This is a genomic window from Pseudonocardia adelaidensis (assembly GCF_039543345.1).
GTDB lineage: Bacteria > Actinomycetota > Actinomycetes > Mycobacteriales > Pseudonocardiaceae > Pseudonocardia > Pseudonocardia adelaidensis.
Genome location: NZ_BAABJO010000028.1, coordinates 20,812 through 35,781, shown reverse-complemented (window position 1 = coordinate 35,781; position 14,970 = coordinate 20,812). Strand labels below are relative to the sequence as shown.

The window sequence follows — 14,970 nt, the reverse complement described above, 5'->3', positions numbered from 1 at the left end:
CCGGAGTGCCGCCGAATGATGGGCCGGATGGATGATCGGATCTGCCATGGGGGACACGATGGGCTACGGATCTTATCTCGACGACATCGAGGACCGGCGCGACGACGACTTTCACCGGTCGGGGCACAGCACTCCGATCATGGCCAGATTCGCGGGCAGCAGCCTCCTCGGCCCGCGCGAGGCCAGCAGAACAATGGCGATACGGGCGATACCTGCACGAACGAACGGAAAGCGGCGTGTGCGCCCAGCGAAAGCGCCATCCGGAGTGGCGTCCGCGGCACCGGCGCGGAAGCCGAGCACAGAGACGACATTGCGTACCGGCGAACGCGCCGGGCGGCCGAACGTCCCGGCTTCGCGGCAGCCTGCCGGTGCGGCCACAGCAACCTGCCCTCGGTGCCACCGACGCGGTGTCGCGCTCGTAGGCCCGTCCCGCGGGTTCCGGCTCCACGAGGTACCCGGCACTGACCGGATCTGCCCGCGCCGGAAGGCCCCAGACCAACTTCACAAGATCAATTCACCCGCCACACGGCTCGCAGCGCGGCGATCTGCGGCGAAGCAGGCTGCTTCCGCCCGGAGAGCGGCGGTGCGGGAAGCCAGGCAGCGGACCGCGGTCGTGAGGAAACCAGCCGCCGAACGCAAGGCCGCCCGCTCCCGCAGCAGGGAGAGGGCACAGCCGGTGATCGGTCGGTGAGCGAGCACCACGTCCTGGGCTCCCCCTGTCCGTGTGAGAGGGCCGGCGCCAGTGCCCGCTGCCCCGACTCCAACCCCAGGTTGCAGGTCGAGCTCGCAGAGCGTCGTCAGGTGTAACGCGGGGAACCCGATCCCCGAATCCGGGCTGCGAAGGCGCACCGACCGAGTCGTCGACCGGTCCGGGGTCCCATGTGGGCACCCCCGCCGTTACCCGACTTGGAGGACTCGTGATCGGCCTGGGCAAGTTCCTGGTGGGCCTCGTCGCCGCAGCGGGCGTGTCGACGACCGCGGTCGTCGCCGTTGCGCAGGGCTCGGACGCCCTCGACCAGGCGATCGTGACGAAGCTGATCGACGGCGACACCTTCGACGCCGAGGTCGACGGCCGGACCGAGCGGATCCGGCTGCTCAACGTCGACACCCCGGAGACGAAGCACCCGAACAAGGACATCGAGTGCCTCGGGCCCGAGGCGGCGAGGTTCCTCGAAACCCTCATCCCCGTCGGATCGACGGTCTCCCTCGAGTACGACGAGGAACGCCTGGATCAACACGGCCGTACCCTCGCCGGCGTACGCAGCGGCGACGGCACCCTCGTCAACGCCGAGGTCGCACGTCAGGGCCTCGCCGCGGCCGTCGTCATCGGCCCGAACGACCGCTTCTACCCGCCGGTCCTCGAAGCACAGCAGGAGGCGGTCTCGCACGGTCGCGGGCTCTACTCCGCCGACGTCGCCTGCACCATCCCGGCACGGGTCGCGGCGGTCACCACCGCCGCCGAGAACGCGCCGGCCGCTCCAGCACAGCCTGCCGACGCGCCGTCCAGCGATCTCGACGTGACCGCAGGCGAGGTCGCATCCATCGTCGCGCAAGTGATCGCACTCGAGAACGCCTTCACCGGCGAACGGATCGGGCACGTCTGGTCCGTCCTCTCCGAGGACGATCGGAACCGACTCGCCGCGGCCGTCACCTCGGCCCGCGAAACCGCCCAGCACAAGGAAACCGAACTGCGCTCCATGGTGGAGGCCGCCAAGAGCCGAGAAGCCGCCGAGGCTGCGGCCGCCGCGGAGCGAGAGCGAGAGGCACGAGAGTGGGAAGCACGAGAAGCTGAAGCGCGGAAGGCCGAAGCACGGAAGGCCGAAGCACGGAAGGCCGAAGCCGCCGCGGAACAACGGCGCACTCGACGCGATGCCGAACCGGCGCCTGCTCCCCGTAAGCCCGCGCCGGCACCGGAGCCACGCACCCAACGGAAATCCTCGCCGGACAAGAACCCGTACCCCGGGTACAACGGACCCCGTTGCTACGAACCAGGCGGGAAGGTCTGGCACCCCTGCTGAGCTGACCCGACGACCTCTCGGTGGGAGAACTGCACCTCACGTCCAACCGCTCCCGCAGTCGTCGATCGCCGCCACCCGTCCGTAGCGGGATCAGGGTCGGGCCGGTCTGCTGCCAACGCCGCGCCGACGTCAAGAACACCTTGATGTCGATCACCGGTGATCACACGTCGAACCATGATGCCGCAGCACGTCTGACCACGGTCGCACGGTGCGCCGGGCAGCAAGATCCTCCGCGGGGTGATCTTGACGCTCGCGTTGCCGTCGTGTTCGTCCTCGACGTGCCTGAAGTGCTCAACGTCAGGCGGATTCAGCATCTGCCTCGATCTGCTGACGCAGGAACGTCAGCACCGAGTCGATCAGCTCCTCACCGGCGACGGGGATCAGCACATCGCTGGTCAGGCCCGCAGTCCGCACCGTCCCTTTGCCGCTCAAGGTCAGTTCCGGGCGGGGGGCGATGAGCACGCTCAGCCCGCCCGGCCCGTCGGAACCCGGTTCGAGGCAGGTGACCTGAATCCGGGTGCCGTGCAACCGGAACTCGATCTCCCGGGCTCCGCGCTGTGTCACCTCGTACGTCTTCGACAGCCGGTTCAGGGCTACCCGCACGGCCCCGGACCACGGGTGGTCGTCCTTCCGGCCCACCGCACGGGTGGCAAGTTCGTCCGTCAACCGGTGCACCACCGCGGCTGCCGCACCAGTCAACAGGAGCCGCGACGCATCCCGGCGCGCCGGCCGCGTCGGGCGCGGATCGTCGACGCCATCCTTCCAGCGGCGCCACACCGACGGCCGGCTCACGCCGGACGCCTGCGCGATCTCATCCCAGCTCAGGCCCGCCTTCTTGGCAGCAGCCACCTTGTGGGCAACGAGCTGATCGAGTTCGAGTTCGAGCACCGCGAGCGCCCTGAGCACGTGGACCTTGTCGACCGTCATCGACGGCGCCCCAGGGCTCGACGAGAGACAGCACGCTCGCCGTCCCGACGGCGGGTGAACGCACGGATCGTCACCGCCAGATCCCGCAGTCCGCTCGTGTCCCCGGTGGCGCGCACGACGTAGGCACAGAGCGTGTAGAACCCGAGCACGCTGATCACGTTCCAGGAGCTCCCGCCCGGAGCCTCGGTGTCGGAGTCGAGCCTGATGGAGAAGCTCGGGTACGGGCGGACCCCGGTGCGGGAGGCCGTGCAGCGGCTCGCGCGCGAGCGGATGGTGGAGATCCATCCCCATCGCGGGGTCTTCGTCGCGCCCGCATCGGTCGAGGCCCAGTTCCGGCTACTGGAGCTGCGCAGGGGGCTGGAGGAGATGGCGGTCCGGTTCGCGACCTACCGCGCGACCACCCGGCAGAAGGAGGCCATGCTCGCCCTGACCGTCGAGCTGGACGACTTCGCCGGGGAGGACGTCCGCGCCTTCGCCGCACTGCTCAAGCGCTCCCACGGGATGGTCGTCGAGGCCGCGCACAACGACTACCTGGAGCTCGCGATGACGCCGCTCCAGTCGTTGACGCGCCGGTTCTGGTTCGCCCACATCCCCGACGTGGCCGAGCACCTGCGCATCGCGGCGGACCTCCACGGTTCGGTCCTGCGCGCCGTCGCGCACGGCGACGAGTCCGAAGCCGTCTCCGCGTCGCACCGGCTCAACGACTACCTGGTCGACCTCACCTATCGCGCCCTGGGCGGGCCCGCCCCGTCGCGCACGACGAACTGACCGGGCTCGCTCACGCCGTGCCACGCAGGCGCGATCCGCGGACCTCCCTCACCCGAGGTCGACGACCTCGTGCAGGCCCTGACGGCGGTTGAAGGCGCCACTCAGCCGTGTGACCGCAGTGCGCGGCAACAGGCGTGCAGGCCAGGTCATCGCCCGTGTCGTGAATCGGCCCGGGTAGGAGGCCGCGCGCCTTCGGGCGTAGTCGTCGAGCGTCCGGGACGCGACGACCTCGGGCGCGTCGGCAGCCGGGTCGATCGTGGCCGACGTGCCGTCGAAGAATCCGGTCGCCACCGCCCCCGGGTGCGCCGCCATGACGTGAACGCCGGTACCGCGCAGCTCCTCGGCGAGCGCCTCGGTGAAGGACAGGACCAACGCCTTCGTTGCGGCATAGACGGCCTGGTACGGCATGGGCTGGAAGGCAGCCCCGGACGAGACGTTGATGATGCCCCCGGAGCCCCGCGCCACCATCTGCTCCGCAAACGCGTGGCTCAGCGCGAGCAGGCCCGTGACATTCAGATCCACGGTCGTCAGCTGTGGTTCGAGCGGGCGGCTCAGGAAGGGACCCGCGCTCCCCGCGCCGGCGTTGTTCACCAGGAGGTCGACCGTCAGACCGCGAGATCGGATCTCGCGAACGACCCGCTGCGAGCCGTCCGACGCGGCAAGGTCAACGCTGATCACCACCGCGGGCGGCGCATCGGTCCGTTCCCCGATCTCACCGGCGACTCGCCGCAGGTCCCCCTCGGAGCGCGCGACCAGGATGACGCGCGCACCGCGGCGGGCCAACTCCAGCGCATACGCCCGTCCAAGGCCCTTGGACGCACCGGTGACGAGTGCAGCGATGCCGTGGAAGCCATCTGCCATCGACCCCTCCATTCACTTCAAGACTCGAAGCATCGAACCTACCACAACACTTCAAGTCTTGAATCAACGATAGGGTGGAGGGATGGGTGCTCGCGAGCTCACCGCCGTGGTCGCCGCAACCAACGACATCTGGACGCGGACCAACGACCTCATCGGACAGGCGCTGGCCGGACACCGACTCACCCCGGCGACGTTCCAGGCGCTGTGGGTGATCGACCCCGACGAGCCGCCGCCGTCCATGAAGGTGATGGCCGAGCGGCTCTACTGCAACGCCTCCAACCTGACCTTCATCACCAACCAGCTCGTCGAGCGGGGCCTGGTGGAGAGGACGGTGGACCCGGCCAACCGCCGTTCCCGACTCCTCGTTCTCACAGCCGAGGGCCGCCGGGTCCGCGACGAGCTGCTCCGCACGGCGCTGGAGAAGACCCCGCTGGCGGTGCTGAGCGACGACGAGCTACGGCAGCTCTCGACGCTGCTGAGCCGCGTCATCCAGTCCGATCCGGCCCTGAGGCACAGGTCCTGACGGCGCACCGGTGATCTGATCACCGAGCCGGTCGCGACCCCACCGCCCGCCGAACGCCGCCCAGCCGGCTGACGTCGACGCCGGGCGTACCTCCGGCGACGTAGCGCATCGCACGGCCGTGGGCACCGCGACGTAGGCGAGGAGCCCACGCCGGACGGACGACCCGGACGCCCCCTCGGAGCAGCCTTTTCGTACCCGGCCTCCCGGCCGGCCGCCGGTCCCACCGGCGACGAGACGGCCCGAGGAGATCGCGATGAGCACCCCGACCCAGACGACGAGCGCACCGACCGTCGGCCAGGTTGCACACGAGCTGAAGAACCGGCTGACCGGCGCCCTGCTCCTGCCCGGCGACGCCGGGTACGAACGCCAACGCGACGGCTTCCACGGCGCGCCGGCCGCCGTCGTCGACGCCGAGACGGTCGCCGACGTCCAGGCCACGGTCCGCGCCGCGGGCCGGGGCGGCGTCCCACTGACCGTGCTGTCCACCGGCCACGGCACGGTCGTCGCGCCCGACGGCGGGCTGCTGTTGCGGACCTCGCGGATGGCGCAGGTGCTCGTCGACCCCGACCGCCGGATCGCCCGGGTGGGGCCCGGGGTGCGGTGGAGCGAGGTCGTCGCCGCGGCCGAGCCGTTCGGGCTCGCCCCGCTCTCCGGGGACACCCCGTCGGTCGGCGTCGTCGGCTACACCCTCGGCGGCGGGTTGTCCTGGCTGTCGCGCAAGTACGGGTTAGCCGCCGACAGCCTGCTGCGCGCCGAGCTCGTGACGGCGGACGGGCGCGTGGTCGTCGCCGACCGGCACCACCACACCGACCTCTACTGGGCGATCCGCGGCGGGAGCGGCAACTTCGGCGTCGTCACCTCGCTGGAACTGCAGCTCCACCCGGTGCCGAGCGTCTACGGCGGGAGCGCCGAGTTCCCGGTCGACGGAGCCGGGCGCGCCCTGCGCTACCTCGCCGAGCACGGCGACGAGCTGCCCGACGAGCTGTCGGTCTCGGTGGTGGTGAGCCCGGATTCGCTGGTGGTCCGCGCGGTGCACGCGGGTGGGAACGGCCGGGCCGCGCTGCAGCCGCTGCTCGACGCCGCCGGCACGCCGCTCGTGGACCGGTTCCGCGAGATGCGCTACTCCGAGGTGTCGACGATCGGGGGCACGCCGCCGATCACCTTCGCGATGTACGACGAGCTCTCGGAGGACACGATCAGGGCGGTCGTCGAGAGCGGCGTGACGGTCGAGGTCAAGCACTGGGGCGGCGCGATCGCGCGGCCCTCGCACGACGACCCCGGCCCGGTCGGCCACCGCGACGCGCGGTTCGTCATGAAGATCGCCGCGCCGGCCACCGAGGCGATCACGGCCTCGGCAACCGGCGGGTCGTTCCTCAACTTCCTGCACGACACGACGCGGACGCAGGACGCGTTCACGCCGGAGGACCACCGGCGGCTGCGGGAGGTCAAGACGGCGTACGACCCTGGGAACGTCTTCCACCGCAACCACAACATCCCACCGCTCTCGACAAGCAAGGGGAGCCTTACTTAATCTCCCGCCATGCCCTCGACCGTGCTCGACGCCACCCGCCGGGAGTTCCTCGCCATCCTGGCCACCTCCGGCCTCCTGACCGCCTGCGCCACGGCGGATCAGCCGACCGCTCCGGCCACCCGGACCGTCCGGCACCCGCTCGGCACGACCGAGGTCCCGCTGACCCCGACGCGCGTGGTCGCGCTCGACCGCCGCGCCGCGCTCCCCCACCTGCTCGCGCTCGGGGTCACGCCGGTCGGCGCCCTCACCTACGAGAGCATCATCGGCACGCCGTTCCCGCCGGGCGTGGCCGAGCAGGCGCGGGACGTCGCGATCCTGCCGGTCGCGGGCAACGCCGACGACCCGAACCTGGAGGCCGTCGCCGCCCTGCGACCCGACCTCGTGATCGGTTGGACCGGCGGGATCGAGGAGAAGTACCCGGCGCTGTCGGCGATCGCGCCGACCGTGGCGGTCGACGTGGACTTCACCGACGCTTCGGTCGGCCTCCACGCGATCGCGGCGGCGCTGGGTCGCGAGGCGGAGGCCGAAGCCGTGATCGGAGCGTTCGACGAGCGCCGCGTTGCGCGCCTGAAGGAGCTCGGCGAGATCGGGGAGGTGTCGGTGGTGCTGAGCATCGGCGGCCAACAGTTCCGGATCTACCAGCCGACCGGGTCCTCCGTCGCCCGCTGGCTGGCAGCGGCGGGCGGGCGGATCGTGCCGGACATCGCGTCCAGCACCGGCGAGCCGTACGGCGACGAGCACGTGCTGATCAGCCCGGAGAACATCGGGCAGCTCACCGGGGACACGATCGTCGTCATGCACAACACCGGGGCCGCCGGCGAGGTCGCGCTCGCCGAGCTGGAGGGCTCGCCACTCTGGCCGACGTTGCCGGCCGTGCGGGCCGGCCGCGTCGTGAAGGTGAACTCGCAGGCGTCGGTGGGCTCGTACGGGTTCCAGGGGTACGACTCCGTGCTCGACGCGCTCGTCGACCAGTGGACGGTGCTCGGGACGCGCTGAACCTTGGGAGAGTGGCGGTATGCGGATCAGCGTTTTCGGTTACCTCAGCGACGGCCGCTCCCCCGTGGACGGCTACGTCGAGCGGCTGCGTACGGTGCGCGACGAGGGCTTCACGCGCGTGTGGACCGCGCAGCTCCCGCACGACCCCGACCTGCTGACGGTCCTGGCGGTGGCGACGCGGGAGGTCGAGGGCATCGAGGTCGGCACGGGCGTGCTGCCGATCCAGGTGCAGCACCCGATGGCGCTGGCCCAGCGCGCACTGACGGTGAACCTGGTCTCCGGCGGGCGCCTGCTGCTGGGCGTCGGGATGAACCACCGCCCGGTCGTCGAGAACATGTGGGGGATGTCCTGGGACCGGCCGGTGCGGCGGATGTCGGAGTACCTCGACGGGCTGCTCCCGCTGCTGGCAGGCGACCCGGCCGACGCCGCGGGCGAGTTCACCACCACCCGGGGAAGCCTGCAGATCCCCGGCGCGCCGGCGCCGCCGGTGTACGTCGCCGCGCTCGGGCCGCAGATGCTGCGGCTCGCCGGGCGCCGCACGTCCGGCACCGTCACCTGGATGACCGGCCCCCGCACGCTCGGCGAGCACGTCGGGCCGACGCTGCGTGCGGCCGCGGGCGACCGGCGCGTCGAGGTCGTCGCGGCCCTGCCGATCTGCGTCACGGACGACGCCGCGGCGGCCCGGGCGAAGGCGGCGCGCGACTTCGCGGTCTACGGGACGCTCCCGTCCTACCGGGCGATGCTCGACCGGGAGGGCTGGGCCCGGCCGGAGGACGCCGCGCTCATCGGCACGGAGTCCGAGGTCGCGGCGCGGATCGACGAGCTGCGCGCGGCGGGCGTCGACGAGTTCACCGGTGCCCCTTTCGGGTCTTCCGAGGAACGAGCGCGCAGCCGGGCCCTGTTGCTGAGCTGCCGATCGTAGGCTTCCCGCCGTGGACGAGCTGGCTTCGGTCGACGGCACCATCGGCCCCGCCGACGAGATGACGATCCCGATCACCGACGACGGCCTGCTGCGCGGGGACGGCGTGTTCGAGGTCGCCCGCCTCTACGCCGGGCGCCCGTTCGCGTGGGACGAGCACGTCGAGCGCCTCCGGCGGTCGGCGGCGAACGTCCGCCTGGAGTTCGACCTGGACGCCGCGCTGGCCGAGGTCGACGCGCTGCTCGCGCGGGTGGGAACCGTCGACGGCGCGCTGCGGCTGCTGATCACGCGCGGCGGGCGGCGCGTGGCCGTGGTCGGCCCGCTTCCCGACCGGCCGCCCGCCGTCACGCTCGGCACCATCCAGTACGCGCCGACGCGGGTGCTCGACGCCGTCAAGTCGCTGTCGTACGCCGCGAACATGCTGGCGTCGCGGCTCGCCGGCGAGGCGGGCGCCGACGAGGCCCTGTTGGTGACGCCGCACGGTCGCGTGCTCGAGGCCCCGACCTCGGCGTTCTTCTACGTGCTCGACGGTCGCCTGCACACACCACCGCTCGCCGACCACATCCTCGACTCGATCACCCGGCGCCACGTGCTCGAGCTGACGGGGGCGACGGCGCGCGTGCTGCACTGCGACCAGCTCCTCGAGCTGGAGGAGGCCTTCCTCGCCTCGACCACGCGCGAGGTCCAGCCGGTGTCCGCGATCGACGGCCGGCCGCTCCCGAGGGCGCCCGGCCCGTGGACGACCACCGCTGCCGACGCCTTGCGGCGGTTCATCGAGGCGAGCTGACCGGCCGGTTACCCGCCCGGCGCGGCGGCGGCTCGCTCACGACCGCAGGGCCAGGGCGAGGTCCTCGTCGACGAGCGCGTCGTTGATCGCGATGGCCACCCCCGTGGCGTGCCCGGCGGACCCGGCGATCGTCAGGCTCGGATCGGTGGCGCTGCCGACCGCCCACACCCCCGGAACCGAGGTGCGACCGGCGGGATCGGTGCCGACTCCCGCCACCTCGATCAGGCACCCCAGCTCCGCGGCGAGGCCGGACGGCTGCCGGCGCGTGGTCGCGGCGAACACGACGTCGCGGGCGAGCACGGTGCCGTCGGCGAGCTCGATCCCGGCCAGGTGCCCGTCCTCGGAACGGACCCGGGCGACCGGCTGCTCCTCGACCGCGATCCCGGTGCGCCGGACGTACTCGAGCTGCTGGTCGTCGAGCCCGGCCGGTCCGTTGCCCAGCAGCGCCAGGTCCTCGGTGTAGCGCCGCATCAGCAGGACCTGGCGCCACGCACGGGGACCCGTGCCCAGCACCGCGACGGCCTTGTCCCGGGCCTCCCAGCCGTGGCAGTAGGGGCAGGACACGACGTCCCGGCCCCACAGCGCGGCCAGGCCGGCGACGGCCGGCAGGTCCTCCACCACCCCGGTGGCGAGCACGACGGCCCGGGCCCGCAGCACGTCACCGGAAGCCGTGCGGGACACCGTGTGGGCGCCATCCCGGCGCACCTCGGCCACCTCACCGGGAACGATCTCGACGCCGTACCGCGAGACGTCCTGCCTGCCCCGCGCCAGTAGCCGCCCGGGCGCGACACCCTCCTGCCCGCAGAGGTTGTGCACCGCGTCGGCGTCGCGGTTGCGCGGGCTCCCGGCGTCGATCACGACGACGGTGCGGCGTGCGCGGCCGAGCACGAGCGCGGCCTGCAGACCTGCCGGGCCACCACCGACGATCAGGACGTCAACTGCACGTTCCAGCACTCGCACAGCCAACCAAACGTCTCAGATGCTGGCCAGTGTTTCCTACATCGCGAGAAAGCCGCCATTCGCCGGCCGCCTCCGCTTCGCCGGCAGCGCGCGGGCGTAGGTGCGGCCGCGGCCGACCCACGCGGCGAGCTGCTCATCGGCGCGCAGGTCGTCCGCATCGACCCGGAGGAACCCCTTCATGGTGCGGCCGCCCATCACCGTCGGGAACGCGGCGGTGGTGGCCAGCAGGTGTTCGCGGTCGGCGGGATCGATGCGCACCAGGATCCCGCCTTCGCGGCTGGCACAGACCGCCATGTTGCCGTCGAGCAGGAACGCGAGCCCGCCGAACATCTTCTGTTCGCCGAGCTCCGGCTCGCCCAGTAGAAGGTCCCGGATCCGCTCCGCGAGCTCCTCGTCGTACGCCACGGCCGGGACGCTACGCCCGGCCACCGACACCGGCGATGTCCCACTGCGTCCCGGCCTGCGCCGCGGCATCGCGCGAACGGCCGTCAGCCCTCGTCGAGCCGGAACCCGATCTTCATGCCGACCTGGAAGTAGCTCAGGCGGTCCTCCTGCACCGCACCGCGGATCTCGGTGACCTCGAACCAGTCGACGTTGCGCAGCGTCTGGGTGGCCCGGGCGATGCCGTGCCGGATCGCCTCGTCGAGGCTGTTCGAGCTGCTGCCGACGATTTCGGTGACGCGGTAGACGTGGTCCATCGAGGTAGCGAACCACGCGGCCGAGGGGGCCGCTATCTGCGCCGGAGCTAGCTGCCGGCGATCGGCTCCCGGTCGCGCAGGCCGTGCGTGTCCATCTCGCGCACGAGCGGGTCGTCGCTGGTGCCGAGCAGGCGCCAGTCCTCGTCCGGCTCGAGGATCTTCTCGGCGGAGCGGATCTCGAAGTAGTCGTGGTCGGGTCCCGTGGCCGGGGCCTGCTCGCCCGCGGCCACCCGCTTCGCCGCGTCCAGCAGCAGCCTGCGCATGCGGATGATCGCCTTGTCGGTGGTGCCGAGCCGCTCCTGCGTGCGGTCGTAGATCGGGCCCATCGACTCGGTGGCCATGAGGTCCTGGCTGGCGAACTCCGCGATGCCGGAGAAGGTCGTGGTGCGCTGCTCCTCGCGGTCGATCCCGTACTCGTTCCCGGCGGTGTACTCGCGCGGGACGATCCCGTTCCCGTCCACCTCGGCGCGGGCGAGCTTGAACGGCGACACGGAGAACAGCGGCGCCCCACCGACGCCGCGGGAGTTGTCGATCACCCGGGTGGTGAAGCTGATCCGCCAGGTGTTGTAGTCGTCGATCGGGACGAACATGCCGTGCCGCACGCCGAACGGGACCGTCGCGATCACGGTGTGGTACGGGAAGCAGAAGGCGCTCATCCGCACGTGCTTGTTCCCGTTGGGCGTGGTGCGGATGCCGACGTACTTGAAGCCGTACCAGGTGTCCTCGACCTCGAGCCGCGGCGCGCGGTCGTGGAGCCAGAACTTCCACGACGAGGGGTTGGACGGGTAGCCGGGCTTGTCGGATCCGTCGTCCGGGAGGTCCGCGGCGCCGGCCCACTGGTGCAGCCACGAGATGTGCGAGGTGTCGAGGTTGCCCTCCATCGCCTGCACCCAGTTGCAGGTGGTGTGCATCTTCGTGGCCTGGACGTGCTCGGGCGCGAGGGTGTCGGAGCCGAAGTCGCGGAACGGGGTCAGCGAGTCGGGCGGGCCCATGTAGGTCCACACGATGCCGCCGGACTCGTGCGTGGGGTACGCCTTGGCCGTGACCCGGTTCTTGAAGGAGCTGGTGGGCGGTTCGCTCGGCATGTCGATGCACCGGCCGTCGGCGTCGAACTGCCAGCCGTGGTAGGGGCAGCGCAGCCCGCAGGTTCCGTCCGGCCCCGCCTCGTTGCGGCCGTAGAAGAGCGAGGCGCCGCGGTGCGGGCAGTTCTCCTGGATCAGCCCGACCCGGCCGTTCAGGTCGCGGAACGCGACCAGGTCCTCGCCCAGCAGGCGCACGCGGACGGGGTCGCCGCCCGGGGTGGGCGCCTCGCTGGCCAGCAGCGCGGGTGTCCAGTACCGGCGCAGCAGCTGCCCCATGGGGGTGCCGGGCCCGACGCGCGTGAGCAGTTCGTTGTCCTCGGTTGACAGCATCGTCGCCCCTCTCCGAAGCCACCACTCCTCATTAGGTTGCTATAGCTAATCAGATTGGCCTCAGTACTGTCAACAAAATTGTCGACGATCAGTGCGCCAACCATGCGGTGGCGAACCACATCGTCCCGAGCGCGTAGCGGTCGACCCCGTTGACCTCGCGGCGGGCGATCGTGGACCGGTAGGTGCGGCTGAACCACGCCACCGCGAGGTCCTGGCCGCTCAGCAGCTCGATCTGCTGGTAGGCCCTGGTCCGCTCGGCGGCGTCGGGGCTGACGCGCGCGACGTCGAGGAGCCGGTCCACCTCCGGGTTCGAGTACTCGCCGTGGTTGGCGCTCCCACCGGTGCCCAGCAGCTTGCCCACGCCCGGGTACGCCGTGTTGACCTCGCCCACCCACGTCGTGAGCTGGAAGTCGCCGCTCTGGGTCACCGTGGAGGTGAACTCCGCGAGGTCGTAGAACTTCAGCTCCACCGGGATGCCCACGGCGGCCATCTGGGCCTGCACGAACTCCGCGAACTGCACCCGGCTCGTGCTGGTGGTGAACGTGAAGCCGGGGTCGCCCCCGCCGGCCCGGTACTCCTCGACGAGCTGCCGCGCGCGCTGCGGGTCGTAGGCCGGCCACGCGGCGGACGCCGCCTCCGTGTGGTACGGGCTGTCGTCGCCGAACAGGCTCCTCGCCACAACGAGGCGGCCGTTGTACTGGCTCACGGCCAGCGCGTTCACGTCGAGCGCCCGGATCACGGCCTCGCGCATCCGGTGGTCGTCGAACGGCGGCTTCGCGAAGTTGAAGCGCAGGAACTCACCGCCGTCGCCGGGGCCGTAGTAGACCTCCAGGTTCGGGTCGGCGAGCGCGCGCACCAGCTCCTGGTTGTACCCGGCGAAGATCAGGTCGACGTCACCGTTCTGGACCGACGCGTACCGCGACTCGGTGTCCGGCAGCGGCCGGAACTCCAGGCGGTCGAGGTACGGCAGGTCCGGCTGCCAGTAGTCCTCGTTGCGGACGAGGACGGCCCGGGAGTCGCGGACCCACTCGACGAGCTCGAACGGGCCGGCGCCGACGGGATGGTTGCCGATGTCGTCGCCGTACCGCTGCAGCGCCGCAGGCGAGACGATCATGCCGAGCGCACCCTCGGTGAACGACAGCGCGAACAGCGTCGAGAACTCCGAGACCGGCTCGGTGAGCGCGAACTCCACCGTCAGCGGGTCGACCGCGCGCATCGACCGGATCACCGTGGCGCTGCCGTGGCCGGGCGAGGTGGGCTTGTCGATGTGCCGCTGGACGTTGACGATCACCGCGTTCGCGTCGAGATCGGTGCCGTCGTGGAACCGCACCCCCGGTCGCAGCCGCAGCAGCCACGTCCGGCCGCCGTCCCGGCTGTCCATCGACTGCGCCAGGTAGGGCTCGACGCCGCCGTCCGGCGTCATCCGCATGAGCGAGTCGTACACGGCGCTGGCCGCGGAGTTGCCGTTGAGGACGGTGGGATCGAAGCTCGTGGCCTCCGCCGTGGTCCCCATCACGAGCGTTCCACCGCGTTGCGGCGGGCCCTCCGCGGCCGGATCGCCCCCGTAGGGGTTGACGGCGGCGAGCGGCGGGGCATCGGCACCGGCACCGCGTCCCGGCGCGGCACCGCAGGACACCACGAGCACGACAACGGCGATCATCGCCACGACGGACAGCAATCGCCACAGCCGCATCGACCAGCACTCCCCATCGAGCCGCGAAGGTCCTTTCAGCTAAGGATCGAGGGCCGCGATTGTCAACGACATAGGCAATGGTGATACCGCGGCAGAAACAATGAGAATTTCTGTTCGGACGGACGACCCGCCTACCGTCAGGGCAACTCCGCCAGTCTACGCAAAGGACCAGGACGACGTGACGACAGGACTGGGCATCACCCTCACCGAAGAGATGGTCGAGCGGGTCGACTCGGCACTGACGAGCGGCAAGCCCGTCGTCGTGAGCTACGTGGCCGACGGCAGGCCCCGCATGTCGCTGCGCGGCTCCACCCACGTGCACGGACCCGACCAGCTCGCGCTCTGGGTCCGCAAGAGCGCGGGGCTGGTCGAGGCGATCACCCGCAACCCCGCGGTCGGCCTGTTGTACCGCGACTCGGACACGCGCACGACCTACGTGTTCTCCGGCCGCGCCCACGTCGCCGACGACGCCGAGACGCGCACCGCGGTCTACGACGCGAGCCCGCAGGCGGAACGCGACCACGACCCCGAGCGGAAGGGGTTCGCCGTGCTGATCGACCTCGACGAGGTCACCGGCGGCACGGTCGGGGGGACCATGGTTTCTATGAAGCGCGAGCCGTGACTCCGGGCCGGCTCACGGTCCACCGCGGGAGCGCGGGTCGCGGCCCGACGCCAGCAGGGCCAGCCGGTCGTTGATGAACGCGCTGAACTCGGCGAGCTCGCGCTCCCGAAGCGCCTGGCGGCGTTGTCTGGCCGCGAGAGAACGCTCGGAGACGATCAAGGTGACGGCCACGCCTGCGACGAACGCCATTCCGGCGAGCAGGACGACGAGGATCAGATTATCGGTCATGGAACCAGGGTCGGCGAGCCCCGGGTA

Annotated in this window: 17 protein-coding genes; 8 read left to right on the top strand and 9 right to left on the bottom strand. The window is 71.3% G+C overall.

From position 1 onward, the window contains the following. Nucleotides 1-111: 111 nt before the first annotated feature. Nucleotides 112-378, bottom strand: coding sequence for a hypothetical protein (locus tag ABEA81_RS30195; RefSeq protein ID WP_345609674.1), 267 nt, complete (start codon nt 376-378; stop codon nt 112-114). Nucleotides 379-917: 539 nt separating this feature from the next. Between ABEA81_RS30195 and ABEA81_RS30190 the strand changes: the two genes are divergently transcribed. Beyond that, nucleotides 918-2,018, top strand: a complete 1,101-nt coding sequence (locus ABEA81_RS30190; RefSeq protein WP_345609672.1) for a thermonuclease family protein — start codon at nt 918-920, stop codon at nt 2,016-2,018. 297 nt (nt 2,019-2,315) lie between these two features. Here ABEA81_RS30190 and ABEA81_RS30185 read toward each other — a convergent pair whose 3' ends face one another. Further along, complete coding sequence (locus tag ABEA81_RS30185; RefSeq protein ID WP_345609670.1) at nt 2,316-2,945, bottom strand: helix-turn-helix domain-containing protein; 630 nt, start codon at nt 2,943-2,945, stop codon at nt 2,316-2,318. A 150-nt stretch (nt 2,946-3,095) separates the two neighbouring features. On the opposite strand from ABEA81_RS30185, the gene ABEA81_RS30180 reads away from it, so the two are divergent. Continuing rightward, nucleotides 3,096-3,713, top strand: a complete 618-nt coding sequence (locus ABEA81_RS30180; RefSeq protein WP_345609764.1) for a GntR family transcriptional regulator — start codon at nt 3,096-3,098, stop codon at nt 3,711-3,713. A 48-nt stretch (nt 3,714-3,761) separates the two neighbouring features. Here the strand turns inward: ABEA81_RS30180 and ABEA81_RS30175 are convergent, their stop codons facing one another. Next, nucleotides 3,762-4,574: an SDR family NAD(P)-dependent oxidoreductase gene (locus ABEA81_RS30175; protein WP_345609668.1), complete on the bottom strand. Its 813-nt coding sequence runs from the start codon at nt 4,572-4,574 to the stop codon at nt 3,762-3,764. Between the two features lie 82 nt (nt 4,575-4,656). On the opposite strand from ABEA81_RS30175, the gene ABEA81_RS30170 reads away from it, so the two are divergent. The 5 genes from ABEA81_RS30170 to ABEA81_RS30150 all read left to right on the top strand — a co-directional run bounded on the left by ABEA81_RS30170 (nt 4,657) and on the right by ABEA81_RS30150 (nt 9,330). Then, a complete protein-coding gene (locus tag ABEA81_RS30170) occupies nt 4,657-5,097 on the top strand; it encodes a MarR family winged helix-turn-helix transcriptional regulator (protein ID WP_345609666.1) in 441 nt (146 codons plus the stop codon). A 253-nt stretch (nt 5,098-5,350) separates the two neighbouring features. Continuing rightward, nucleotides 5,351-6,628 (top strand): FAD-binding oxidoreductase, encoded by a 1,278-nt coding sequence (locus ABEA81_RS30165; RefSeq protein WP_345609664.1) that lies wholly within the window; start codon nt 5,351-5,353, stop codon nt 6,626-6,628. Nucleotides 6,629-6,637: 9 nt separating this feature from the next. Beyond that, the gene (locus tag ABEA81_RS30160) at nt 6,638-7,624 is read left to right on the top strand and encodes an ABC transporter substrate-binding protein (RefSeq protein ID WP_345609662.1); all 987 of its coding nucleotides are present in this window, start codon (nt 6,638-6,640) and stop codon (nt 7,622-7,624) included. 19 nt (nt 7,625-7,643) lie between these two features. After that, on the top strand, nt 7,644-8,546 hold the full coding sequence (locus ABEA81_RS30155; protein WP_345609660.1) for a TIGR03564 family F420-dependent LLM class oxidoreductase: 903 nt from the start codon (nt 7,644-7,646) through the stop codon (nt 8,544-8,546). Between the two features lie 10 nt (nt 8,547-8,556). Continuing rightward, nucleotides 8,557-9,330: an aminotransferase class IV gene (locus ABEA81_RS30150; RefSeq protein WP_345609658.1), complete on the top strand. Its 774-nt coding sequence runs from the start codon at nt 8,557-8,559 to the stop codon at nt 9,328-9,330. A gap of 36 nt (nt 9,331-9,366) precedes the next feature. On the opposite strand, the gene ABEA81_RS30145 is transcribed toward ABEA81_RS30150, so the two are convergent. The 5 genes from ABEA81_RS30145 to ABEA81_RS30125 all read right to left on the bottom strand — a co-directional run bounded on the left by ABEA81_RS30145 (nt 9,367) and on the right by ABEA81_RS30125 (nt 14,093). Then, nucleotides 9,367-10,284, bottom strand: a complete 918-nt coding sequence (locus ABEA81_RS30145; protein ID WP_345609656.1) for an NAD(P)/FAD-dependent oxidoreductase — start codon at nt 10,282-10,284, stop codon at nt 9,367-9,369. Nucleotides 10,285-10,326: 42 nt separating this feature from the next. Beyond that, nucleotides 10,327-10,695: a TfoX/Sxy family protein gene (locus ABEA81_RS30140; RefSeq protein WP_345609654.1), complete on the bottom strand. Its 369-nt coding sequence runs from the start codon at nt 10,693-10,695 to the stop codon at nt 10,327-10,329. 83 nt (nt 10,696-10,778) lie between these two features. Then, nucleotides 10,779-10,988: a dodecin gene (locus tag ABEA81_RS30135; protein WP_345609652.1), complete on the bottom strand. Its 210-nt coding sequence runs from the start codon at nt 10,986-10,988 to the stop codon at nt 10,779-10,781. Nucleotides 10,989-11,035: 47 nt separating this feature from the next. After that, nucleotides 11,036-12,400 carry a Rieske 2Fe-2S domain-containing protein gene (locus ABEA81_RS30130; RefSeq protein ID WP_345609650.1) on the bottom strand — a complete coding sequence of 455 codons (1,365 nt, stop codon included), beginning with the start codon at nt 12,398-12,400 and terminating at the stop codon, nt 11,036-11,038. A gap of 88 nt (nt 12,401-12,488) precedes the next feature. Next, nucleotides 12,489-14,093 (bottom strand): ABC transporter substrate-binding protein, encoded by a 1,605-nt coding sequence (locus ABEA81_RS30125; RefSeq protein ID WP_345609648.1) that lies wholly within the window; start codon nt 14,091-14,093, stop codon nt 12,489-12,491. Nucleotides 14,094-14,271: 178 nt separating this feature from the next. On the opposite strand from ABEA81_RS30125, the gene ABEA81_RS30120 reads away from it, so the two are divergent. Continuing rightward, the gene (locus ABEA81_RS30120; RefSeq protein WP_345609646.1) at nt 14,272-14,715 is read left to right on the top strand and encodes a pyridoxamine 5'-phosphate oxidase family protein; all 444 of its coding nucleotides are present in this window, start codon (nt 14,272-14,274) and stop codon (nt 14,713-14,715) included. Nucleotides 14,716-14,727: 12 nt separating this feature from the next. Here ABEA81_RS30120 and ABEA81_RS30115 read toward each other — a convergent pair whose 3' ends face one another. Continuing rightward, nucleotides 14,728-14,943, bottom strand: coding sequence for a hypothetical protein (locus tag ABEA81_RS30115; RefSeq protein WP_345609644.1), 216 nt, complete (start codon nt 14,941-14,943; stop codon nt 14,728-14,730). Between the last annotated feature and the right edge of the window lie 27 nt (nt 14,944-14,970).

What these genes read in the sequence shown, in the direction of transcription:
- ABEA81_RS30135 (WP_345609652.1), bottom strand. Translation starts at nt 10,988, where the DNA reads ATGGACCACGTCTACCGCGTCACCGAAATCGTCGGCAGCAGCTCGAAC.
- ABEA81_RS30130 (WP_345609650.1), bottom strand. Translation starts at nt 12,400, where the DNA reads ATGCTGTCAACCGAGGACAACGAACTGCTCACGCGCGTCGGGCCCGGC.
- ABEA81_RS30170 (WP_345609666.1), top strand. Translation starts at nt 4,657, where the DNA reads ATGGGTGCTCGCGAGCTCACCGCCGTGGTCGCCGCAACCAACGACATC.
- ABEA81_RS30125 (WP_345609648.1), bottom strand. Translation starts at nt 14,093, where the DNA reads ATGCGGCTGTGGCGATTGCTGTCCGTCGTGGCGATGATCGCCGTTGTC.
- ABEA81_RS30185 (WP_345609670.1), bottom strand. Translation starts at nt 2,945, where the DNA reads ATGACGGTCGACAAGGTCCACGTGCTCAGGGCGCTCGCGGTGCTCGAA.
- ABEA81_RS30155 (WP_345609660.1), top strand. Translation starts at nt 7,644, where the DNA reads ATGCGGATCAGCGTTTTCGGTTACCTCAGCGACGGCCGCTCCCCCGTG.
- ABEA81_RS30165 (WP_345609664.1), top strand. Translation starts at nt 5,351, where the DNA reads ATGAGCACCCCGACCCAGACGACGAGCGCACCGACCGTCGGCCAGGTT.
- ABEA81_RS30115 (WP_345609644.1), bottom strand. Translation starts at nt 14,943, where the DNA reads ATGACCGATAATCTGATCCTCGTCGTCCTGCTCGCCGGAATGGCGTTC.
- ABEA81_RS30175 (WP_345609668.1), bottom strand. Translation starts at nt 4,574, where the DNA reads ATGGCAGATGGCTTCCACGGCATCGCTGCACTCGTCACCGGTGCGTCC.
- ABEA81_RS30160 (WP_345609662.1), top strand. Translation starts at nt 6,638, where the DNA reads ATGCCCTCGACCGTGCTCGACGCCACCCGCCGGGAGTTCCTCGCCATC.